The sequence below is a fragment of the Acinetobacter sp. YZS-X1-1 genome (assembly GCF_000804305.1).
Classification (GTDB): domain Bacteria; phylum Pseudomonadota; class Gammaproteobacteria; order Pseudomonadales; family Moraxellaceae; genus Acinetobacter; species Acinetobacter variabilis.
Genome location: NZ_JWHB01000013.1, coordinates 68,868 through 91,449, shown reverse-complemented (window position 1 = coordinate 91,449; position 22,582 = coordinate 68,868). Strand labels below are relative to the sequence as shown.

17 protein-coding genes, 2 pseudogenes and 1 other annotated feature are annotated in these 22,582 nt (G+C 40.8%); of the genes and pseudogenes, 8 read left to right on the top strand and 11 right to left on the bottom strand.

Translation table 11 applies throughout. The features are described from left to right. Positions 1-149: 149 nt before the first annotated feature. From RJ01_RS08935 to abaF, 3 genes are all read left to right on the top strand, one after another. Positions 150-1,724, top strand: coding sequence for an APC family permease (locus RJ01_RS08935; RefSeq protein ID WP_004780598.1), 1,575 nt, complete (start codon positions 150-152; stop codon positions 1,722-1,724). 169 nt (positions 1,725-1,893) lie between these two features. Continuing rightward, on the top strand, positions 1,894-3,474 hold the full coding sequence (locus RJ01_RS08930; RefSeq protein ID WP_034170803.1) for an aldehyde dehydrogenase (NADP(+)): 1,581 nt from the start codon (positions 1,894-1,896) through the stop codon (positions 3,472-3,474). A gap of 161 nt (positions 3,475-3,635) precedes the next feature. After that, positions 3,636-4,925: a fosfomycin efflux MFS transporter AbaF gene (abaF, locus tag RJ01_RS08925; protein WP_034170802.1), complete on the top strand. Its 1,290-nt coding sequence runs from the start codon at positions 3,636-3,638 to the stop codon at positions 4,923-4,925. 67 nt (positions 4,926-4,992) lie between these two features. Here abaF and RJ01_RS08920 read toward each other — a convergent pair whose 3' ends face one another. The 6 genes from RJ01_RS08920 to RJ01_RS08895 form a co-directional block, all read right to left on the bottom strand. Then, entirely contained in the window at positions 4,993-5,745 is a 753-nt protein-coding gene (locus RJ01_RS08920) for a helix-turn-helix domain-containing protein (protein ID WP_004780589.1), read from the bottom strand. 46 nt (positions 5,746-5,791) lie between these two features. Then, positions 5,792-7,054 carry an FAD/NAD(P)-binding oxidoreductase gene (locus RJ01_RS08915; RefSeq protein WP_004780588.1) on the bottom strand — a complete coding sequence of 421 codons (1,263 nt, stop codon included), beginning with the start codon at positions 7,052-7,054 and terminating at the stop codon, positions 5,792-5,794. Continuing rightward, positions 7,054-7,284, bottom strand: a complete 231-nt coding sequence (locus tag RJ01_RS08910; protein ID WP_034170801.1) for a (2Fe-2S)-binding protein — start codon at positions 7,282-7,284, stop codon at positions 7,054-7,056. The genes RJ01_RS08915 and RJ01_RS08910 overlap by 1 nt, the downstream gene beginning before the upstream one ends. After that, positions 7,281-8,390, bottom strand: a complete 1,110-nt coding sequence (locus tag RJ01_RS08905) for an FAD-binding oxidoreductase (RefSeq protein ID WP_034170800.1) — start codon at positions 8,388-8,390, stop codon at positions 7,281-7,283. The genes RJ01_RS08910 and RJ01_RS08905 overlap by 4 nt, the downstream gene beginning before the upstream one ends. Continuing rightward, complete coding sequence (locus RJ01_RS08900; RefSeq protein WP_034170799.1) at positions 8,387-9,319, bottom strand: 4-hydroxyproline epimerase; 933 nt, start codon at positions 9,317-9,319, stop codon at positions 8,387-8,389. Before RJ01_RS08900 ends, RJ01_RS08905 begins: the two co-directional genes overlap by 4 nt. A 176-nt stretch (positions 9,320-9,495) precedes the next feature. Continuing rightward, positions 9,496-10,176 carry a GntR family transcriptional regulator gene (locus RJ01_RS08895; protein WP_004780580.1) on the bottom strand — a complete coding sequence of 227 codons (681 nt, stop codon included), beginning with the start codon at positions 10,174-10,176 and terminating at the stop codon, positions 9,496-9,498. 301 nt (positions 10,177-10,477) lie between these two features. Here RJ01_RS08895 and RJ01_RS08890 point away from each other — a divergent pair, with 301 nt between their 5' ends. From RJ01_RS08890 to RJ01_RS15825, 4 genes and pseudogenes are all read left to right on the top strand, one after another. Further along, complete coding sequence (locus RJ01_RS08890; protein ID WP_034170798.1) at positions 10,478-11,491, top strand: Ldh family oxidoreductase; 1,014 nt, start codon at positions 10,478-10,480, stop codon at positions 11,489-11,491. 356 nt (positions 11,492-11,847) lie between these two features. Further along, a complete protein-coding gene (locus RJ01_RS08885; protein ID WP_034170797.1) occupies positions 11,848-12,783 on the top strand; it encodes a dihydrodipicolinate synthase family protein in 936 nt (311 codons plus the stop codon). Positions 12,784-12,874: 91 nt separating this feature from the next. After that, positions 12,875-13,777 (top strand): DMT family transporter, encoded by a 903-nt coding sequence (locus tag RJ01_RS08880; RefSeq protein WP_034170813.1) that lies wholly within the window; start codon positions 12,875-12,877, stop codon positions 13,775-13,777. A gap of 110 nt (positions 13,778-13,887) precedes the next feature. After that, positions 13,888-14,447, top strand: a pseudogene (locus RJ01_RS15825) (IS3 family transposase); the annotation flags it as partial. Then, positions 14,127-14,244 (top strand) — a sequence feature (AL1L pseudoknot). It overlaps the preceding pseudogene by 118 nt. A 341-nt stretch (positions 14,448-14,788) precedes the next feature. On the opposite strand, the gene RJ01_RS08870 reads toward RJ01_RS15825, so the two are convergent. The 3 genes from RJ01_RS08870 to ptsP are packed head-to-tail and all read right to left on the bottom strand — an operon-like array spanning position 14,789 to position 20,280. Then, positions 14,789-16,471: a fructose-specific PTS transporter subunit EIIC gene (locus tag RJ01_RS08870; RefSeq protein WP_034170795.1), complete on the bottom strand. Its 1,683-nt coding sequence runs from the start codon at positions 16,469-16,471 to the stop codon at positions 14,789-14,791. Positions 16,472-16,475: 4 nt separating this feature from the next. Beyond that, positions 16,476-17,408, bottom strand: a complete 933-nt coding sequence (gene pfkB, locus RJ01_RS08865; RefSeq protein ID WP_034170794.1) for a 1-phosphofructokinase — start codon at positions 17,406-17,408, stop codon at positions 16,476-16,478. A gap of 7 nt (positions 17,409-17,415) precedes the next feature. Further along, positions 17,416-20,280: a phosphoenolpyruvate--protein phosphotransferase gene (gene ptsP / locus RJ01_RS08860; protein ID WP_034170793.1), complete on the bottom strand. Its 2,865-nt coding sequence runs from the start codon at positions 20,278-20,280 to the stop codon at positions 17,416-17,418. 326 nt (positions 20,281-20,606) lie between these two features. Here ptsP and RJ01_RS15820 point away from each other — a divergent pair. Then, positions 20,607-20,759, top strand: a pseudogene (locus tag RJ01_RS15820) (VF530 family DNA-binding protein); the annotation flags it as partial. A gap of 744 nt (positions 20,760-21,503) precedes the next feature. Here RJ01_RS15820 and RJ01_RS08855 read toward each other — a convergent pair. Continuing rightward, positions 21,504-21,905, bottom strand: coding sequence for an NUDIX domain-containing protein (locus tag RJ01_RS08855; RefSeq protein ID WP_034170792.1), 402 nt, complete (start codon positions 21,903-21,905; stop codon positions 21,504-21,506). Continuing rightward, the gene (locus RJ01_RS08850) at positions 21,902-22,492 is read right to left on the bottom strand and encodes a TIGR00730 family Rossman fold protein (RefSeq protein ID WP_034170791.1); all 591 of its coding nucleotides are present in this window, start codon (positions 22,490-22,492) and stop codon (positions 21,902-21,904) included. The genes RJ01_RS08855 and RJ01_RS08850 overlap by 4 nt, the downstream gene beginning before the upstream one ends. Between the last annotated feature and the right edge of the window lie 90 nt (positions 22,493-22,582).

The following is a 22,582-nucleotide window of genomic DNA, read 5'->3' as shown; positions in this document are numbered from 1 at the left end:
GAGTTCTGTTCAGATAAGCAGGTGCTGTCTTCTAAATGTTTGTGCAACAAAGCCTTTTTTGACCAAACCATAAAAAGTATTTACTCAATAAATTATATCGTATACGATATCTGAAAGAACAATTGTTCTTTCGTTAAGGAAAACGAATAATGACAAGTCAGTTTAAAAAACAGTTATCGCTAATGGACCTCACATTCATTGGCTTAGGTGCCATTTTTGGTTCAGGATGGTTATTTTCAGCAAGTCATGTCGCCTCCCAAGCAGGTCCAGCTGGTATCTTCTCATGGATTATCGGCGGTTTTGCTGTTTTAATCCTCGGTATTATCTACTGTGAATTAGGTGCGGCTCTACCTCGTGCTGGTGGAATTATCCGGTATCCTGTCTTTTCTCATGGCCCACTTCAAGGCTATTTACTCGGTGCAGTAACCTTGATTGCATTCTCAAGTTTAGTTGCTATTGAAGCTGTTGCTGCTCGTGAATATGCCGCAGCATGGTTTCCATCTCTGACAATTATAGAGGCTGATGGGAGTCATAAAGTAAGTATAGTTGGGTGGTTATTTCAGTTTGCTCTACTCTGTTTATTTTTTCTGCTAAATTATTTCAGTGTAAAAACCTTCGCAATGGCCAACAATATCGTCAGCACGCTCAAATTTGCTGTCCCTATTTTAGTCATGGTCGCCCTGCTCTATCATTTTAAACCTGCAAACTTTCATGTCACTGAATTTGCCCCTATGGGTGTGCATGGCGTACAAGGTGCTGTTTCCGCAGGTGGGATTATTTTTGCTTACTTAGGATTAACACCGATTATTTCAGTAGCAAGTGAAGTCAAACGTCCTCAATTTACCATTCCATTTGCCCTCATTCTTTCTATTTTATTATCGACTGTTATTTATGTTGTCTTACAAGTCGCTTTTTTAGGTGCGATACCTACGGATATGCTAGCAAATGGTTGGCAAGGGCTAAATGAGAAATTCCCTCTCCCTTATCGTGATATCGCTATGCTATTAGGTTTGGGCTGGCTCGCCATGCTTGTTGTGACTGATGCCATAGTATCTCCATCTGGTTGCGGTAACATTTATATGGCAGCAACACCTCGTGTGATTTATGCATGGGCAAATACAGGGACTTTCTTTAGCGTTTTTAGACGTGTTGATCAAAAGTCAGGTATTCCTCGTACCGCAATGTGGTTAACCTTTGCACTTTCAGTGTTTTGGACCATGCCATTTCCATCTTGGGATAAACTGATTTCAGTAGTCTCAGCAGCTTTAGTCATGAGTTATGCCATTTCACCTGTTACAGTTGGTGCGTTACGCCGTAATGCTCCAGATTTAGAACGTCCATTCTATGTCAAAGGTTTGTCTGTGTTTGGCCCTGTTGCCTTTGTAATCGCATCATTTATCGTACACTGGTCAGGTTGGAATGTTATTTCTTGGTTATTAGGCGCTCAATTAGTGCTCGTTGTGCTGTATGTCCTGTTTAAACGCTATGTACCAACTCACGAAGTTAGTTTAGCGCAACAGCTTAAATCTTCAGCATGGTTAATTGTCTATTATATCTTGATGATTATTACATCTTATTTAGGTAATTTTGGTGATAGCGCTTCTCATATCATTTCCGCACCATTCGATACAATTGTTGTCATCATTATTGCCCTGATTTGTTACTACTGGGGCATCAATACGGGCTTACCAAAAGCACTGATCAAAAATGACGATGAAGCTTAAGTTCTAATCTGATTTGAAGGAAAATATTCTGCCATCAAGGAATAATTTTTCATTAATTTTATCGTATACAAAATACAATATTCTTTACCTAAAAATGTACACTATATCCAGTGTTAAAAGCCTATTTACAATGCGCTTTTAGCACTTATCCATAGACATGAGGATGATGATGTTAAATATTACTGGTCAAAATTTTATTGCAGGACAACGTTCCCGCTCAGGCGATAAATTTGTTGTAAGTTACGATGCAACAACAGATGAAGCACTTCCTTATCAGTTTGCACAAGCAACATCTGAGGAAGTAGATCAGGCTGCACAAGCTGCAACTCTGGCTTATCCATTGTTTAGACAAACCACTCCTGAACAACGTGCTTTATTTTTAGAAACAATAGCTGATGAAATTGATGCTCTAGCTGATCCATTTATTGCAATTGTTTGTCAAGAAACAGCCTTACCTGAAGCACGTATCCGTGGCGAACGTGGTCGTACTACAGGTCAATTACGTCTATTTGCTCAAGTGTTGCGTCGCGGTGATTTTTTAGGTGCACGAATTGATCAAGCTTTGCCTGAACGCCAACCTTTACCACGTCCTGATTTACGCCAATACAAGATTGGCATCGGACCTGTTGCTGTCTTTGGTGCAAGTAATTTCCCGCTTGCTTTTTCAACAGCAGGTGGAGATACCGCTTCTGCTTTCGCAGCAGGCTGTCCAGTCATTGTTAAAGCGCATAGCGGACATATGGCGACAGCAGAATCTATTGCCAATGCCATTTGTACTGCTATTGAAAAATGTAATATGCCAAAAGGTGTATTTAGTATGATCTATGGGCAAGGTGTTGGTGAGCCTTTGGTCAAGCATCCATTAATTAAAGCAGTTGGCTTTACCGGCTCACTCAAAGGTGGACGTGCACTTTGTGATCTTGCTGCTGCCCGACCTGAGCCTATACCTGTTTTTGCTGAGATGTCTAGCATTAACCCAATGATCCTATTACCAGAAGCACTTAAAGTTCGTGGCGATAAAATTGCAGCAGAACTAAGTGGTTCAGTAGTTTTAGGCTGCGGGCAATTCTGTACTAACCCAGGTTTAATCATTGGTATCAAATCAGCTGAATTTAGCCAATTTCTTACCCAATTTACTGCAAATATGGCACAGCAAGCTCCACAAACGATGCTCAACAAAGGCACCTTAAAAAGCTATGTGCATAGTCTCAATCAGCTTTTAGCTCATGAAAAAATTGAACATCTAGCTGGTCAACCGCAGCAAGGCAATCAAGCTTATCCTCAATTATTTAAAGCAGATGTTTCATTATTGCTTGAGCAAGATGAGCTATTACAGGAAGAAGTTTTTGGTCCAACAACGATTGTCATTGAAGTTGAATCAGTACAACAATTAACGATCGCGCTTGCTTGCCTTCGCGGTCAACTCACTGCATCTTTAATTGCAGAAACGGCAGATCTAGAAAACTTCGCAGCATTGCTTCCTTTATTAGAGGAAAAAGCAGGACGTTTACTATTGAATGGTTATCCAACCGGCGTTGAGGTCTGTGATGCCATGGTTCACGGGGGGCCTTATCCTGCAACTTCAGATGCACGCGGTACATCGGTAGGAACCTTAGCAATCGAGCGCTATTTACGACCAGTATGTTATCAAAACTATCCAGATCACTTACTGCCACTCGCCCTTCAAAATGCCAATCCGCTTGGTATTGCGCGTTTAGTCAATGGTGAAATGAGTAAAGCTGCTCTTTAATATTTTTAAAGGAGTTTATCCAAGTGATGAACTCCTTTTTATTTAGATCAAAACCTCACAACGTAACCGCACATTATTCAAATAAAAAAGTGCAAAAAATGAATAGCAAGATGCTTCATCAAATCAATGCGTAATATATTTTCAAATAAGGATATTGGTATATGACGACAACACTAAAAAAGGTAGTAGCGGCCTCTATGGTCGGCTCCGTAGCAGAATGGTATGAATTTTTCCTTTATGGAACCGCTTCTGCCCTCGTCTTTGGCGAACTTTTCTTTCAACAAACTGGCAATGCTATAGATGGCATTTTGGCAGCCTTTGCCCTGTATGCCGTTGGATTTTTAGCAAGACCTCTCGGTGGCCTCGTGTTTGGGCATTACGGCGATAAAATTGGACGTAAGAAATTATTGCAAATTAGCCTGATTATTGTCGGTATCACTACTTTTTTAATGGGCTGTATTCCGACCTTTCATCAAATTGGCTATTGGGCACCTACACTTTTGGTTATGCTGCGTTTAATTCAGGGCTTTGCTTTTGGTGGTGAATGGGGCGGCGCAGTTATTTTAGTTTCAGAGCATAGTCCAGATGATCGCAGAGGTTATTGGGCAAGCTGGCCACAAACTGGCGTACCGCTCGGGAATTTAGTAGCCACGCTGGTTTTATTATTACTTTCAAAAAATCTCTCACCCGAACAATTCCTAGATTGGGGATGGCGCTGTGCATTTTGGTTCTCAGCAGTCGTGGTACTGATTGGTTTATGGATTCGAAAAAATGTAGACGATGCTGACGTATTTAAAGAAGCACAGGCCAAACAACAGCTTCTTGAAAAGCAACAACTCGGGATTATTGAAGTTTTAAAATATCATAAGAAATCTGTTATTGCGGGTATCGGTGCCAGATTCGCAGAAAATATTTTGTACTATATGGTGGTTACTTTTTCGATCAGTTATTTAAAGTTAGTCGTCCATAAAGATACTTCGCAGATCTTACTGCTCATGTTTGGCGCTCATCTGATCCATTTCTTTATTATTCCTTTTATGGGGCATTTAAGCGATATATTTGGCCGCAAACCTATTTATCTTATTGGGGCTGTACTTACTGCATTTTGGGGTTTTGTCGGCTTTCCTTTAATGGACACAGGCAATGACTGGCTCATTATGCTAGCAATTGTGCTCGGTCTATTTATTGAGTCCATGACCTACTCGCCTTACTCTGCGTTAATGACTGAGTTATTTCCAACTCACATCCGCTATACGGCGCTTTCATTTTGTTATCAGGTCGCGCCAATTATGGCCGGCTCCCTTGCTCCATTAATTGCCTTAACCTTACTCAAAGAATTTAATAGCTCGGTTCCGATTTCTTTATATTTGGTTGCCGCAAGTCTGATCTCTATAGTCTCGATTTTGCTGGTGAAAGAAACCAAAGGCCGATCTCTCGCTTTTAAAGATTAATCTTTAATATACAAATTCAGCACTTAATAATCATTTTGGGTTGTTTTATACAGCCCAATTTTTTTGTCTAAATATTTTTGATAGAGGCCCGATACAAAGTAGGTGATATGCCTGTATGCAACTTAAACTGACGACAAAAAGCACTATGGTCGGTATAACCACAGCGCAAACCAATTTGAGTGATTGGTAAATCTGTCGCCAATAATTCTGTCGCAGCTTGTAAACGAATTTTGCTAATCATTTGACGAGGCGTTAAATGGTAAATTTTTTTACAATACCGTTCTAATTGCGCAACTGATACGCCTGCAATCGCAGTTAAATGTGCCAAAGTAATGGTTTCTGCATAATTCTGTTTAATATACTCCTCAACCTGTACCATTTTATGAAATGCAGGATGAGTATGCTCAGGCACATTTAAATCGCTAGAAATTCCAGCAATTCCAACCAACGTTCCTGTCTGATCATAGAGCGGCTCTTTATAAGTCAAACACCATCCAGACTGATTTTTGGCATATAAATGCAGTTCCAATTGTTCAGACAATTTCTTGCCACGTCGAATCACCTGTAAATCCTGAACTGTATAAATCTGACCCAGTGAATAAGGAAAAACTTGTTCTGATGTTTTGCCAATGAGTGCAGATTTATCTTTTAAGCCACAACGTGTCACCAATGTTTGATTCACGAAAGCATAACGAGTGTCAGTATTTTTAATAAAAAATACTACTGAAGATAAAGCATCAAATAAAGATTCTAAGCTTTGCAGATTCTTTAAAAAATCATCCAATGTCGATGTCAGTTGTGGAAGTTGAATCTGAGGCATGAACAAGAGCAGACCGAAAACAATAACGCATCTACTCTAGAACATTTTATTTTTGATTTAAAGGCGTAGTAGACATTGCGATCAAGCTTTTTACGCGAGTCGGCAATAAAGGTGGTCGAGCATTTGGAAGTTGCCAATCAAATAAACATGCTGCTGCTGTCGCACAGGTGCTACCTTGACACGCCCCCATACCACAGCGAGTATGTAACTTAGCATCAATCCAGCTTTCTCGTTCCAAAACTTTGGCATAACTTACATCTTCACAACGGCAAAAGATGGTATCTGGCCGTGCCAGCTTTTTCAGTTCTGGACGTAATTTAAAACTTTCTCCAAGCAAGTGAGCAAAAGTCTGATAACGCTGTCTTTGGGCAAATAACTGCCGTGCTTTCTGATTCTGTCCAGTTGCTGTATAGCCTGCAATACTCCCTTCAACCATTGAGAGTTCACTGCCACCAAAACCTGTACATTCTCCAGCCGCAAAAATCTGTGATACTGAACTACGTTGATACTCATCCACCACAATTGCATTTTGCTTAAGCTGACAACCCAACAACTGAGCCAATTGTGTATTTGGTACTAAGCCAAATCCACAAGCCAAACGATCACAAGCAATTTCAACTATACCCTTTGGCGTTTGTAATCTGACTCGTTCCAAACGATCTTTGCCTATCGCTTCGATTACATAGTTGTCAGGTTGATATAAACGATAAGGCATAGACAAAGCCTGCAAAATTTTTGCCGGCCAGCGCCATAATTGGAAAGCAAAACGGCGAACAGCTCCTTTACTCGCTTGTTCCGCTACATATAGCACTTCAGCCCCAGCTTTTTGTGCAGTATCAGCACTCGCAAGTAATAAAGGCCCAGAACCTGCAATCACCACACGCTCTGCTTTTACAGGCGTACCCGCTTTAATTAAAGCTTGTAAACCACCTGCACCTGTTACCCCAGGTAAAGTCCAACCAGGGAAAGGTAAAAATAGTTCTCTAGCACCAATACATAGAATTAAACATTGATAAGTCAAGTTGATACTAGTGTCTGCTAATTCAATCAGTAATTGCCCAGCAAAAGGCGCGGCAACAATTTTAGCGCTATAAAGCAAATCAATATTTGGTGCAGCCTGAATCTGACGATATTTTTCCTGAGCAATTTCTGGTACTGGAAAAATCGGGCCCGCACGCCAGATCTGCCCACCAGCTTGTGGGTTATTATCTAAAATAACAACACTTTGACCACTTTCAGCCGCAGCAATAGCAGCCGATAAACCTGCTGGTCCTGCACCAACGATGACAATATCATATTCCGTTTTCATTATTGTGTTTCCACCTTCATGCCATCCTGACACAATGTCTGACAGGCTAACACGCGAAGCCCTTTAATTTTTATCCGACATTCCTGACACACACCCATCCCACAAAATGACGTCCGAGCTTCACCAGTTACGGAAAGACGGCTGAGCGATTTTGCCTGTGCTAAAGCCGCTGCTACAGTGGTGCCTTCAATGACAGAAATCGGCTGTTCGTTAATAAAAAGCTGGATCATGTCCGTTCAGCCTCCAAAAAACGATGTGGTAAAAATGGGGTAGGATCAATTTCAAATGGCAATCCACAAATATGTGACGCGATCAGCTGCCCAGTTCCTGTAGCCGTCGTTACACCAAGTCCCTCATGACCAACCGCGAGAAAAATAGATTGATAATCAGGATGCTTCCCAATAATCGGCACACCATCTGGACTGGCTGCGCGAAATCCTGTCCATGCCCGAATCACATTTAAATCTGCCAGTGCTGGAAAATAATCAGCAGCTTCTTTCAACACACGTGTAAATACTTCAGGTTCTACAGCAGGATCAACCGTACCAAATTGACGGGATGAGCCGATAAATAACTGCCCTGTTGGTCTCGGTTGAATATTACAAGCGACGGAAATCCCGCTAGTCGCTTGAGTGCTCGCTGCATAAGCCAAAGCCACCAGTGTATGTTGTACATTTAATTCGGGATAACGATCTGTAATCGCCAAATGCCCTTTTTTCGGTTCAATTGGCAATGCAGGGAAAAAATCTGTCGCATGAATACCATTAGCAAGCACAATAGAATCAGCTTCTAACCATGTACCATCGGCCAGTTGTACGCGATGCTCTTCAATGCTCGTGACTTTGGCCTGTTGTAGCTGAATGTTCTGTGGATATTGCTTTAAAAACCATTCTGCTGCACATGGTGCGTATAAAATTCCATCATCTAAAACTTCTAACCCACCATAAAGGCTATGTTTCAAATGAGGTTCTAATTGTTGAATTTCATCAGCTGTTCTTAGTTGACAATGCACGCCTTGCTGAGTCAAACGCTGATATTTTTCCTCTGCAATGTGCATTTCCTCAGCACTGCTTGCCAGCCACAGCGTTGGAATCTGTCGATAGGCACAATCTTCAGATAATCGTTGACCTAACTCATGCCAAAGCTTCACCGACCAATGACTAAGTTTTAGTTCGGCTTCAAGATCATCCATAATGACCAAATGTCCCATACCAACTGCTGTTGCACCACCAATACGAGCATCTACCACCCTGACACTTAGACCTTGCCGCGCAAGTGCATAAGCACAGGCAGCACCTACAATACCTGCACCAATGACAAGAGCATCGGTTTTCATAGTTGAATGCCCCATGCAAATGGATCATTTTCATCAAGTAATAAAGTTGCTTCCGCACTCATGTGTGCTTCACCACGAATAGTTGGAATCACATATTCCCCGGCCTGTTCATAAGATGCCGTAAATTGACTGCCAATAATACTGGCCTGCTTCCACAATACACCTGGTTGAAGCTTACCATCGGCAGCCAAACATGCCACTTTGGCGCTGGTGCCAGTACCACATGGTGAACGGTCATAGGCCTTACCTGGACAGAGGACAAAGTTTTTACTATCAGCTTCGCTATCTGCACCAAATAATTCGATATGATCAATTTCCTGACCATCTTTGCCAGTAATACCTTGTGCTGATAAAGCCTGACGTACTGCCCAAGCATATTCAGTGAGTTGATCTAGATTATCACTGCTAACACGTTGACCATGATCATTGATTAGGAAGAACCAATTCCCACCCCAAGCAATATCACCTTTTACTTTTCCAAAAGCAGGAATATCAAGCTCAACTGCTTTTTGATAACGATAAGCTGGAACATTTCTCACACTGACAGAGTAGTCTGCATGTAATGTTGCTTCAACATCACCCACAGGCGTTTCGATCAAATGTGTACCGATCTGAATTTTGCCCAAATACGCCAATGAAGCCACCAAGCCAATCGTGCCATGACCACACATGCCTAAATAACCTGCATTATTGAAGAAAATAATGCCTGCACTGGCTTTCGGATTTATAGGTTTACATAACAGAGCACCAACTAATACATCATTTCCACGTGGCTCTAACATCGTAGCAGTACGAAAATGATCATATTTTTCTGATAAAATTTTACGGCGACTTTCCATATCACCTGTACCCAAATCGGGAAAACCATCCAATACTAATCGAGTTGGTTCGCCACCAGTATGAGAGTCCAAAATTTTGATTTTTTTCATATGAGATATCCTTTCATTTTTTCTAGGATGACTCAACTGCAACACATAGGCTTGATATTTTTCTTATTAAAGTATGACGAAATCAGCATACTCTTAAAATTTTTAAGGCTAAAATTAAGACAAAAAAATTAGGCCAATTGACCTAATTTCATTCTAAAAATAAAGATGAGATAGAACTATTTCTCTGTTTTATGTGAGGGTAAATTTTCATAAAGCGACTGACACACCCCATTAATATGCTCTTCAATCAGTTTCACAGCCAAATCGACATCTTTGGCTTTACATGCTTTAACAATTTCTTTGTGCTCATCATTGGCACGTGATTTACCTTCAGAAACGTTCATCTGCAATCTTAGATAACGTTCGATCTTGTCATAAATCGAACGAATTAAACTCAGCATATAAGGACGTTGTGCAGGCTCATATAAACAAGCATGTAGCTGCCAATTCAATGTCGTCCAACTACCAATATCCATGGTATCGATAAAGTTATTACAAATTTCTTCTGCTTTTTTATAGGTTTCTTCAGTCATATTAGGCACAGAAAGCTGGATCAATTTAGTTTCCAACATGACACGTACTTCAAAAATTTGTGCTAACTCTTCTTCAGAAATACGTGTGACCAAAGCCCCGCGATTTTTTTTGAACTCGACCAATCCTTCCACTTCGAGTTGCTTAAGAGCTTCTCGTACTGGAATCTTACTGACATTAAATAGCTTGGCAATCTCATCTTGCCGAATTGGTTCACCCTCAGCAATATGCCCCGCAATAATCGCTTCTCTGATATATTTTACAATCACTTCAGAAACGGAAGGCATTGCACCAAGATTAGAGGTATTAAAAGATGGAAGTGCCACAATTCGTCTCTTTAAATCAAAATATTACTGATATCTGATGATATTATACACATCCCATTCAATAGACATCATACAGCTCATCAGTAAAACACTTATAGGGGGTATCGCAAAGTAGAGAGTCCCTGCTCTCATATTTGCTTGAAGACTTTTACACGCTAACACATCACTAGTATATCTTATACTATTTCAATGCTGAAAAATATCTGACTATGCTGAAATCGTCATAAGTTCATTGTATTTAAATCAAGCAGGTCTCTGTATTCATTGGCAAGCTGTATTATTTGTCTTTTTAGGGATTATTATGATTGAACTTAGCTTCACTCAAGCCAAAGAATTTACTGAGAAAATTTTAACAAAAGCCAATTATAGCCCAGCACATATCTCTGCGATTAGCGATGTTGTCCTCAAAGGACAAATGGATGAATGTGCCTCTCATGGTTTATATCGCTTACTCAACTGTATCCACACGCTCAAATCAGGAAAAGTATCTGCGGATGCCTTACCTATCTTTAAAAATCAGACACCAGTCGTTTTAAAAGTAGACGCCCAAAAAGCAATGGCTCCGCTTGCCTTAAAACAAGGCATTCCCCAGTTAATTGAAAAAGCCAAAACTTTTGGTATTGCTATGATGGCATTAAACAATTGTGTACATTTTTCAGCACTTTGGTATGAAATTGAGTTATTAACACAACAAGGCCTAGTCGCATTTGCTTGTACTTCTAATCATGCTTGGGTTGCACCTACTGGTGGTAAAAAACCTCTTTTTGGTACCAATCCAATTGCCTTTGGTTGGCCACGTCAGAAAAAGCCTCCTTTTATTTTTGATTTTGCAACAACAGCAGTTGCACGTGGAGAGATTGAACTTTATCGCCGTACTGGACGCCAAGTCCCTAAAGGTTGGGGCATTGATGAACATGGCGCAGCAACAACCGATCCGCTAAAAATTTTACAAAATGGTGCTATGCTGACGTTTGGTGCACATAAAGGTTCAGCCCTTGCAGCAATGGTTGAGTTATTAGCAGGTCCGTTGATCGGCGATTTACTAAGCCTTGAATCAATCGAATATGATGAACAAACAGGTTCTTCACCTTTTGGTGGTGAATTGATTATCGCTTTTTCACCTGAATGTATTTTAGGGGGAGATTATCAGCAACACCTAGACCGTGCGGAAACCCTATTTAAAGGTTATGAGGAACAAGGAGCCCGCCTCCCTTCACAACGACGTTATGAAGCACGTGCTAAAGCACAACAAACCCAAATGATTAAAATCCCTCAACATCTGTATGATGATCTGAACCATTATTTAAATAACTAACATTTTTTCATTCAAATAAGGCATATAAACCATCAATTTATATGCCTATTTTTTGCAAAGCACATAAAGTATAAACCGCTATTAAACTCCTTTTCAGTTCTAAAAATATGAAGGGATAAAGTGAGCTTTCCCCGCAAAGAATAGTTTTATGCATTCAAATCCTAATTAAAAAAACAATAAGTTATTATTTTTAATTATCTTTTTTTATTTTTAATAAATTTATATTAAAAAGCTTCATTTTTCAATGTATATCGTATACGATATTCACATTAACGAAATTTATTGTTTTTGAATGATGATATTCAAAAATATAAGTAAAACCTTGTTTTAACTATCTTTATGACTGAGGAAGAGTTATGAGTAATATTTTCACAGGATGTATTCCAGCCTTAATGACCCCATGTACAGCAAATCGCGAACCAGATTTTGATGCATTGGTCAAAAAGGGTAAAGAACTGATTGATGCAGGCATGAGTGCTGTTGTGTATTGTGGTTCAATGGGTGACTGGCCTTTATTAACTGAAGCGCAACGCCAAGAAGGTGTTGCTCGCCTTGTTCAGGCAGGTATTCCAACAATTGTAGGCACAGGTGCAATCAATACCAAAGAAGCAGTATCTCATGCTGCGCATGCTGAAAAAATTGGCGCACAAGGTTTGATGGTCATTCCTCGTGTACTTTCTCGTGGCTCATCAATCATTGCACAAAAAGCTCACTTTTCAGCAATTTTAGAAGCAGCACCAAGCATTCCCGCTGTTATTTATAACAGCCCACATTATGGCTTTGAAACGCGTGCTGATTTATTTTTTGAATTACGTAATCAATATACTAACCTTATCGGCTTTAAAGAGTTTGGTGGTGAAGCAGCAATGCGTTATGCGGCTGAATTTATTACCTCCAAAGATGATAGCGTGACTTTAATGGCTGGCGTGGATACTTGTGTTTTCCACGGTTTTGTCAACTGTAATGCTACAGGTGCAATCACAGGTATTGGTAATGCATTACCAAAAGAAATCTTGCACTTGGTTTCATTGTGCAAACAAGCAGCTGCAGGTAATGCTAAAGCGCGCCGTCTAGCACAAGAACTTGAAGAAGCATTAAATGTACTTTCATCATTTGATGAAGGCGCAGACTTGGTACTCTATTACAAATATTTATTAGTTCTAAATGGCGATCTCGAATATACCTTACATTTTAATGAAACTGATGCTTTAAGCGACTCTCAACGTAAGTATGCTGAAATGCAATATCATTCATTCCGTAACTGGTATCGTGATTGGTCAGCGAGCCTTTAAGCTCAATAAACTAAATCAAGAAGGTGAATTTTATCTATTCGCTTTCTTGGTTTATCCGTTAACACAAGATATTGAGCCCTCTTGCAAATCCATGAAAAATACACCTTCTACCGATTATTATATCGGTTTTTTTTCGATTATTTTGGCTGCCTTTTTTTGGGGAACCGCAGGAACAGCAGCAGCATTTGCAAAAGGCTTAAGCCCCCTCGTGATTTCAATGATTTCCGCAGGTGGTGGTGGGTTAATTCATGCTTTATTAAGTTTAAAAGTTATTCGGCTCAATTATCCAAAACTGTTACAGCATAAAACTAAAATTGCGATTGCAATGATCGCATCAATTTTGTGCCCCTTTTCCTTTTATTCCTCTGTTTCGCTGGCTGGTGTTTCGATTGGCACTGTTGTATCTATTGGCTGTGCTCCTTTATTTTCAGTACTGTTAGAATGGGTTTTTGATCGACGTAAGTTATCCTTAAAGTGGTTGTTTAGCTTTATTCTCGGTTTATCTGGCATTATATTGCTAACTTATACAAGTGAAAGTGAACAATCTGGGCAACAACTTATTGCTCAATCTGATCGAATTCTTGGGGTTTTATTTGGATTACTTGCAAGTTTAAGTTATGCAACCAACTCATGGATTCTCAAAAACCTAATGCAGCAGGATGTAGACTCTAGAGCGGCAATGGGTGTTATTTTCGGAATTAGTGCAATTTTACTATTACCTACACTTTTTTTTACTGCACCTAACTTATTTGTTCACCCTCAAAATATCTGGGTTGCATTATATATCCCCTTTGTACCTATGTTTTTAGGTTTCTTATTTTTTAGTTTTGGACTAAAACGTGTTCCTGCTAGCCAAGCTATGACTTTGGCCTTGCTTGAGATTCCAATTGCGGCTCTACTTGCTGTTTTACTCCTTGGTGAAAGTTTAACAATCACTAACTACTTTGGTTTAGCACTAATATTTTTATGTGTCGTTGTGCTCACCAAAAAATAGTGAACCGTACCGGGTTTGTGGGAGACCAAACTTTCTGAGATGAGACGCATTGCTTCGCAAGACGTAGCGAAGCGTAATGATCCAATAAAAAACCTAAATATACCCCTGAAATCAGAGATAGAGCGGTTCAATTATTGATTGAATTTAAAAAAGATTATCCATCGAATTGGGCTGCGATTGCGCCTAAAATTAGTTGCACTCCTGAAACTTTATGAGTTTGGTATCAAAAATATTTAAATCAACAAAATTCAATTAAAGTACAGCAACTTCCATATCAAGAACGTATTAAACAGCTCGAACGTGAAAATAAAGAAGTGCAACGTGCGAATGAAATTCTCCCTAAAGCAGCCACTTTTTTCGCCCAGGTGGAGCTCGAACGCCCACACAAATAATGCTGGATTTCATCCATAACAATAAAGACCTATATGGCGTTGAGGCGATTTGTAAGATTTTTTCCGATCGCAGCTTCTACCTATTAATTTAATTAAAAATGGGGGTATTCCCCCTAGATCTAGTTGATGGGAAGCTTCGCTTCGCAAGGGAACATCAAACTAAGCGAGATCTACATGATTTGCATCATGCTGAATAAATTAAACGAATTTGGAAAGAAAGCTCCGGGCGTTATGGCATTTTAAAAACATCAGACAGCCTATTTAAGAGATTATTTATTGGTCTACTATGATAAGACTAACCCGTTAAGCTAGATGGCCTAACTTAAATAAAAAAGTCTCCGACAAACCCGGTACAGTTCAGCTGTCATTTCAGAACAGTAGTGCTCACCAACGTATCAAAAGGAAATAAATCCATGCTCAAAAAAACTTAATGTTTACTACAATGGATGGAGTGAATATTGGCTCGATTTGTAAGGTTGCAATCCTATTCAGCAACATCGCTCATGATCTATTACATGGACAAATTCAAGTAGAGACTCTCCAAATGATCCAAAATAGGATTGGGCATACTATTCATTTATTGCAACTAAATAGCTTTCACAAAGCTTCTATGAAGGGCTTATTCTAACCGTTGTTTTATCACGGCATAAGCTACACCAGTCACCACACTTCCAATCGCAATCGCCAATAAATATTTTAATGGATAATTCATCGCATTCGGAATGATCAGTACCATTACACCGCCATGAGGAGTGACTAGTTCACATTTAAATAATGCAACCAAAGCCCCAGTTACAGCACCACCTGCGATCGCGCATGGAAGCACTCGAATCGGGTCTTTGGCAGCAAACGGAATAGCCCCTTCCGAGATAAAACACAGGCCAAGGACCACAGCAGCCTTCCCTGCATCTTGCTCAGGTTTGGCAAATTTATGCTTTGCAAGAAAAGTTGCAATTGCCATACCCAATGGCGGCACCATACCCGCAGCCATGGTAATCGCCATCGGTCCGTATGTTTGTGACGTCAGTAAACCTACCGTAAAGGCATAAGCTGCTTTATTAATTGGCCCCCCAACATCAACACACATCATACTCCCAAGGATAATCCCCATGATCATGGCATTGGTCGTCCCCATATTGGCAAGGAAGTGTGTGAGTAATTCAAACAATTGTGCAACAGGCTGTCCAACCACATAAATCATGATTAAACCAACAGCTAAACTGGCTAATAGTGGAATAATCAAAATTGGTTTTAATGCTTCTAGGCTACTTGGGAGTTTAAGCTGTTTCGATAAAAATAACGCAATATAACCTGCAATAAAACCTGCAACTAATCCACCGAGAAAGCCTGCCTCTAATTGTGTTGCAAGTAAACCGCCAATCAAGCCTGGAGTTAAACCCGGACGATCCGCAATAGAATAAGCAATATAACCTGCCAGCATAGGTACCATAAGAGTAAATGCTGCAGCACCTATTTGCTTTAAGGATGCGGCAAAGCTTCCTTCAACAGGATTGAGGCCAAACATAAACGAGATGGCAATGATCAAACCGCCCGCCACCACCATCGGCAGCATGAAAGACACCCCTGTTAAAAGGTGTTTATAAATTCCAGTTTTTTCTTTGTTTTCATTTTCTGTTTTAGTAGCTGTTTGCTTACCCGTTTCAAGCACTTTGGCCTCGGCAATTGCATTTGCAAAAGTCTTATCCGTTTGCTTAAGGGCAAATCCTGTACTGCAGCGATATACACGTTTGCCTACAAAGCGATCTGTATTGACCTCAATATCCGTTGCTAAGATCACCACATCTGCTTTGGCAATACTTTCTGCCGATAAAACATTTTTAGCCCCAACCGATCCTTGGGTTTCAACATCAATCTGATAACCGTGCTTTACTGCACCTTGTTGTAAGGCTTCGGCCGCCATAAACGTATGCGCAACACCAGTTGGACATGCTGTAATGGCGACAAACCGTGCACCCCCTACATTGGCTGGAATAGTTTCATCTAAAGCATCTGAATGCTCAAGAACTTGTTGCAAAAGCATGATCGCATCGTGTTGTGCGTTATTCAAACCAATGACTTTCACAACCTTGTCACGCAGTTGATCCGCATCTGCCGACTTCTGCCCAACAAAAACAACCGTATCAATAACATTTGATAAATCGAGATGCTCGACTGATGTCGCCACATCATTGGAAATGCCAAGTGCTGTTGCTGCTTTGGAGAGTTTTTTGGCCAAAATCACTGCATTAATAGGCTGCTCGGGACTATGTGGCACAAATAAAATATGTTTTATCTCTTGCATCGTATTAACTCAATGATTGGACTGAGATTTGCGATTTCAAATCTTCAATAACAGCAAAGTCTGGAAGGGCAAACCCAATTTGGGTCACAGCATTGCTCGCAATTGCGGTTGCTGTTTTCAATGTTTCTTCTGGGGAAGTTGAACTCAACAAGCCATGAATCATACCTGCCAGCAAGGAATCTCCCGCACCCACCGTACTTTGGACGGTGACCTTCGGTGCAGTAGCATGCAGGGATTGCGTGCGGTGAAGCCAGTTCACCCCGTTTTCACCCATCGAGACCACAATATGTTCGATCTGACTATTTAAACTGGCAAAAAGATGCTGCTGTTCTGCAAACGTTTCTGCTGGCAAATGGTAGGTTTCCGTCAACTCATCTGTATTAGGCTTGATCAACCAAGGATGGGCAGCAATTGCTGCTTTCAACGCAACACCACTGGTATCTACTGCGACTTTTTTACCCGCAGACTGTAACCATAGAATCAATGTTGACAGCTCTTCTGCAGAAAAACCTTGTGGCAAACTGCCTGCAATCACAATCACATCAACCTCTAAAATCAGTTGAGATAGGCGTTCACGTAGTTGTTGTTTTGCTGAGGTATCTACAAAAAAGCCCTTGCCATTGATGTCAGTCATCCGACCAGAAGCTTCTGCAACTTTAATGTTTTGTCGTGTTTCACCTGCAACAAAAATAAATTGGTTATCAAATTGCTCTTGCTGGATATGATGGTCAAAAATTTGACGGTTTTCTTGCCCCAAAAAGCCACTCACAATCAGTTCATGTCCCAAATCCTTAAGGACCTGTGCCACGTTTAAGCCTTTACCTGCTGCATGGCTTTGGGCCGTTAACTGACGATTGACCTCGCCAACTTTTAGTTGATCCAATTGCACGGTGAGGTCAATTGCAGGATTCAGAGTAATACTTAATATCTTAGCCATTCGGTAATTACTCCACCAATGCACGTACGGCAGTTGCACTGTCACAACTTAAGGCTTGCTGTGCGACCTGTTGGCAATTTATATAGTTCAAACCACGAATTTGCGCCTTCACCAATGGAATACTGGTACTCGACATACTCAACTCATCCACGCCCAAACCTATCAATACAGGCACAGCTTTTGGATCAGCAGCCAATTCACCACAAATGCCCACCCATTTACCATGCTGATGTGCTGCCCGAACCGTTTGATCAATCAATAGCAAAATACTCGGATGTAGGCCATCAGCTTCAGCAGACAACAGTGGATGACCACGGTCAATCGCTAGAGTATATTGAGTCAAGTCATTGGTTCCAATACTAAAAAAATCAACTTCTTGAGCAAGAATTGGAGCCAACAATGCTGCCGCAGGAACCTCAATCATAATACCGACTTGTAAGTTTTCACATGGATGCTGTATGCGAACCTCATCCAAAATCGCTTTTGCTGCTCGCCATTCTTCAACCCGTCCAATCATAGGAAACATAATCCTTAATGGGCGATTATCCGCTGCTTTAAGTAAAGCAACCAATTGCTGACGTAACAATTCTGGCTTACGTAAAGTCAGACGAATACCACGTAAGCCCAAGAATGGATTTTCTTCCTTTTCAATCGGCAAATACGGCAAAGGTTTGTCCCCGCCCACATCAAGTGTGCGTACCACCAATGGACGACCCGCCAAAGCATCTAACACCACCCGATAATCGGCTTCCTGTGTAGCCTCATCAGGCGCACTGCTGTGTGACATAAAGACCAATTCTGTGCGTAGCAAACCAATTGCTTCTGCCCCATCGGCCACAGCCTGTATCGTAGCGCCCACTTTGCCAATATTGGCTGCGATTTCAACTTGATGTTGATCCAGTGTGATGGCAGGTTCTAAACAGTGCTGTTCCGCTTGTTCTCGCAACTCACGCTGGCATTGGCGCTCTGCAATGGCATGATCAATCTGATTTTGCTCGGGTGAGACCACATACTCACCAGTATCCCCATTAATCAGCACGGTGGAATGGTTCTCAATATTTAAAACAGTTGCACCCGCACCTACGACCGCTGGAATAGCCAGAGCACGTGCCACAATAGCACTATGGGCACTCGCTCCACCAACCGCGGTCAAAATGCCTGCAACACGATCTTTATTCAGACGCGCTACATCACTAGGACCAACATCATGCATAATTAAGATATAAGGTTGCTCGGGTTCTGTGACATCGGCCACACCACACAAAGCAGCCAAAACACGCTCACCAATATCCCTTAAATCAGCCGCACGCTCTGCCAGTAAACGATCGCTAAGTGCAGCCTGTGCGGTAGCAGACACTTCAATATGATCATGCCAAGCTGCAGCAGCAGACAACCCTTGCTTTAAACCGCGTTGTACACTTTGGAGGAGGTCTGGATCATCCAGGATTTCCAAATGTGCCATGAATATCTGCTTAATGGCAGTAGATTCAGTATGTGCAATGAATTGACGTAAGCTATTTTTCACCTGATGAAGCGCAATTTCAAGCTTTTCATTCTCAGCTTTAAAACTCTGTCCGCGACGTTCATAACTAAATTCACGTGGCTTCACCACATGAGCAGGACCAAAAGCAAGGCCAGTTGATGCCGCAATACCGCAGCTACCCGTATCGCCATGTGATTCAAAAGGCATTAATTCCAAAGTATTTACGACTGGGTCACTACTGCTGTGCTGATGAGATACAAGATCAACAGCTTCAACCTCTTCTCCTAAGCCTTGTTGAACTGCATCAATAATCTGTTCTAAGCCTGCTACAGCATCGGTATCAGGTTGTGCAATAAAAGTCAGAGTTTGACCACGACGGCATCCCATGGCTAATAATTTGGTTAAACTTTTTGCCGAAACGTATGCCCCATCATCTACAGCAACGAGAATATTCCCTGCAAATTTCTTAGTCATATTGACCAAGTGTGTCGCGGGACGCGCATGTAGACCATGAGCATTAGCTAAGACAATACGACGAGATGGCCAATCAGGAATCAGTTCAGCACCAATTAACTGCGCCAACTGGTGACTATCTTGCTCTTGGTTGAGGGTATGAACTTGTTCAGTATCAAACAAGATATCCATTAACCGTTGAAACCGTTGCATATCCAGTTGCTCATTACTGGCAATACACACCAAAGTCTTGAGCATTTCCTGCTGATGGCTTAAAACCTGTTCCGCTTTTACCAAACTTACAGCTGGGCTCAAAACATGCTGGTTAGAAGTGATCGACCAGACCCCCTCCCCTAAATGAATCATGCTGTTTAGGTTTAAACCCGACAGAAAACCACACTCCACCATTTTTTGCTGTTTCAGCAACTGTGTTGCGTGCCAAATTAAATCTTCTACATCAAGTGCGGGAACTTGAGTGGCGATTAAATTTTCATGCAATGCCAAAGATGCAGGTTGGGCTTGTAATAATGCAATAATTTGCTCTGCGGATTGAGCCTGTTTCACTTGATCAGCGACATCATTAATTAAAGCCCGCGTCAAAATTTGTAAGACTTGCAAATGCTCATCTGATTTCGCAGCAATCACTACTGCTAAATAAATTTTATTTTCACCGTCCCAAACAACTCCTTCAGGAAAGTGCGCCAGACGAATACCAGTTTTTAAAATACATTGGCGAGACTGAGGCGTCCCATGCGGAATGGCAATTCCTTGCCCTAAATATGTTGCACTTTGTTGTTCGCGCGCGGTCAAGCCATAAATATAATCAGGGGTAACCAATTGGTCTTCGACTAAGATATCGACTAGACATTGCAACGCTTGTGCCTTATCAGTGGCGTGTTGTTTCATTCGAACATGTTGTATATCTAGCGCGAGCATAAAACGTCCTTGCAAAGCAGCATAGTGAGAAGCCATGCCTTTTTTACTGGAGAAAAAATAAAAGTCGAATTCTACTCAGGATTTACACAAAAATCTGTATATTTTGATTTTATCTTGATAATCATCATTACGACGCAATTAAGAAACGACGAGATTCTCCAGAGCTCAGTGTTGCGATAGTTGGGTTTAGTTCTAATTGAACCGGTCTATCTGATTTCAGGGGGTATATTTTACTTTTTTCATCGGATCATTACGCTTCGCTACGTCTTGAGAAGCAATGCGTCTCATCTCAGAAAGTTTGGTCTCCGACAAATCCGGTACGGTTCAGTTTAAGTCGTAAAATTGAAATTAGATGTTTTTGCATAGATCCAAGTGTTAAATCATCATTGCGATTCTTGCGTACCACACCATGGGCACGTGAAAAAGTAGAAAACTTATATTTATATGTCTTGCGCCAAAAGGCCAAACAGAAACCGTAGCCCCAGGCAACACCCCTCTCATCATAAAATTTGAACCGTACCGGGTTTGTGGAAGACTTTTATTTAATGATGTTACGTAGTAAGTGCATGTTGAGCATCTTCGCTATTACATGTTGTAGTCTATTTATAAATTATTAATAACCTTATATTAAACAATATAATGTTATTATTTCTCATGAAAATCAGCATCAAAACATAGGTAACTTTTACAAACCAGAATGTCTAAAACAAAGTGACCAAAACAACATTAAATGATCTCAATTGGTCAAAATTTTACCCCACCAAAAACCACATACTACCAATTAAATCATATATTTATAATTAATGTTATTTAATGGAATAAATCTCGGTGACCTTGCCAAGGTTGGGGTCGCGAGTTCGAGTCTCGTTTCCCGCTCCAGATTCAAAAAGCCCTGATCGAAAGATTGGGGCTTTTTTTATTGTCGTTCTCAATGACTAAATATTCTGACTAACCCTGCTTTTTTCTCAAATTAAGAAAATTTTCTTTAAATCTTGAATCCATAGAACCTTGGTTCAATTCCTCCCTTTTAAAGAAGCCTTGCTGCAATGATTGCACTTCATAGAGGTTTAATTTTTTAATTCATCAAAGCGCTTAATAATAGAAAAACTATAAAAAAAGCCCATTTGAGGGGAAATAGGCTTTTGTAAAAATCAATATTAACGCTCTAATATGACAATCTGGTTAAATTTCATATCTATAGATTAAAATTTTTTGAGATCTCATTAGATTCCTAATAGCTGCTTACACCACGGAATTGAAATATCCCGAGTTAAAGGGGCTAAAGGCAGGTCTGGATGATTAAGATCAACCCATTGCATTTCCGCAAGTTCAGCCTGAACCTGAGGCTGACTTTTTAATTTAACCTGATACAAATAACTGACCAGCGAATGATTCAATTCGTTCGCAGCCACGGTTTCATATTTACCAATATAAGACAGTATTTCCATCTCACAGCCTGTTTCTTCCAGAACTTCTCTAGAGAGTGCCGCTTCAGGCAGTTCATTGGGTTCCAGCTTTCCGCCCACATGCATAAAGAAATCGGTATCTTTTTTACGAACCAACAAAATCTGATTCTGTTCATTCAGAATGATAGCCGCAGCAATCGTAATCACTTTATTACTCATACCGATTCTACTGCCTTTACACTTTTATTCCATTTCGGTTCTGGTGCATGATAATGCTCCACAGCATCCAATACTTCCTCAATTGAACCTGAGGAGATCAAGGCATCGGTAAAACGTGACTGGGTAAATCCAGCCTCAGTCGTTTTCATCAAGAAATTCAGCAATTCATTATAAAATCCATGGATATTTAAAAATGCACAAGGCTTCTGATGAAGGCCCAACTGCCCCCAGGTCAACTGCTCAAAAATTTCTTCTAAAGTCCCCACCCCGCCCGGCAAAGCAATAAATGCATCCGCCAGATCAGACATTTTTGTTTTACGTTCATGCATATTTTTCACCACATGCAGCTCTGTTAACAGTGGATGGGCCAATTCTGCATCGACCAGATTTTGTGGAATTACTCCAATGACTGTTCCACCAGCATGTAATGCACTATCAGCCACAACACCCATCAGTCCAGCTCGGCCGCCACCATAAACCAGCGTGATTCCCCGTTTCGCAATAGACTCACCCAAAGCTTGCGCCTGTTCTTTAAAATTTTCGCTATTCCCCATAGCTGAACCACAAAAGACTGCAATAGATTTCATTTTTTACCCCCCTCATCAATCAACGTATTCTAACTGGATTGGAATAAAAAAATTGTCTTAAAAACAAGCAAAATAACCATAAGCGGCTAG

Bases quoted from the DNA above. Each gene is read 5' to 3' on its own strand.
- RJ01_RS08880 (WP_034170813.1), top strand. From the start codon at position 12,875: ATGAAAAATACACCTTCTACCGATTATTATATCGGTTTTTTTTCGATT.
- RJ01_RS08885 (WP_034170797.1), top strand. From the start codon at position 11,848: ATGAGTAATATTTTCACAGGATGTATTCCAGCCTTAATGACCCCATGT.
- RJ01_RS08920 (WP_004780589.1), bottom strand. From the start codon at position 5,745: ATGCCTCAGATTCAACTTCCACAACTGACATCGACATTGGATGATTTT.
- RJ01_RS08890 (WP_034170798.1), top strand. From the start codon at position 10,478: ATGATTGAACTTAGCTTCACTCAAGCCAAAGAATTTACTGAGAAAATT.
- RJ01_RS08935 (WP_004780598.1), top strand. From the start codon at position 150: ATGACAAGTCAGTTTAAAAAACAGTTATCGCTAATGGACCTCACATTC.
- RJ01_RS08915 (WP_004780588.1), bottom strand. From the start codon at position 7,054: ATGAAAACGGAATATGATATTGTCATCGTTGGTGCAGGACCAGCAGGT.
- RJ01_RS08870 (WP_034170795.1), bottom strand. From the start codon at position 16,471: ATGCAAGAGATAAAACATATTTTATTTGTGCCACATAGTCCCGAGCAG.
- RJ01_RS08900 (WP_034170799.1), bottom strand. From the start codon at position 9,319: ATGAAAAAAATCAAAATTTTGGACTCTCATACTGGTGGCGAACCAACT.
- RJ01_RS08850 (WP_034170791.1), bottom strand. From the start codon at position 22,492: ATGAAATCTATTGCAGTCTTTTGTGGTTCAGCTATGGGGAATAGCGAA.
- pfkB (WP_034170794.1), bottom strand. From the start codon at position 17,408: ATGGCTAAGATATTAAGTATTACTCTGAATCCTGCAATTGACCTCACC.
- RJ01_RS08930 (WP_034170803.1), top strand. From the start codon at position 1,894: ATGTTAAATATTACTGGTCAAAATTTTATTGCAGGACAACGTTCCCGC.
- ptsP (WP_034170793.1), bottom strand. From the start codon at position 20,280: ATGCTCGCGCTAGATATACAACATGTTCGAATGAAACAACACGCCACT.
- RJ01_RS08905 (WP_034170800.1), bottom strand. From the start codon at position 8,390: ATGAAAACCGATGCTCTTGTCATTGGTGCAGGTATTGTAGGTGCTGCC.
- RJ01_RS08855 (WP_034170792.1), bottom strand. From the start codon at position 21,905: ATGAGTAATAAAGTGATTACGATTGCTGCGGCTATCATTCTGAATGAA.
- abaF (WP_034170802.1), top strand. From the start codon at position 3,636: ATGACGACAACACTAAAAAAGGTAGTAGCGGCCTCTATGGTCGGCTCC.
- RJ01_RS08910 (WP_034170801.1), bottom strand. From the start codon at position 7,284: ATGATCCAGCTTTTTATTAACGAACAGCCGATTTCTGTCATTGAAGGC.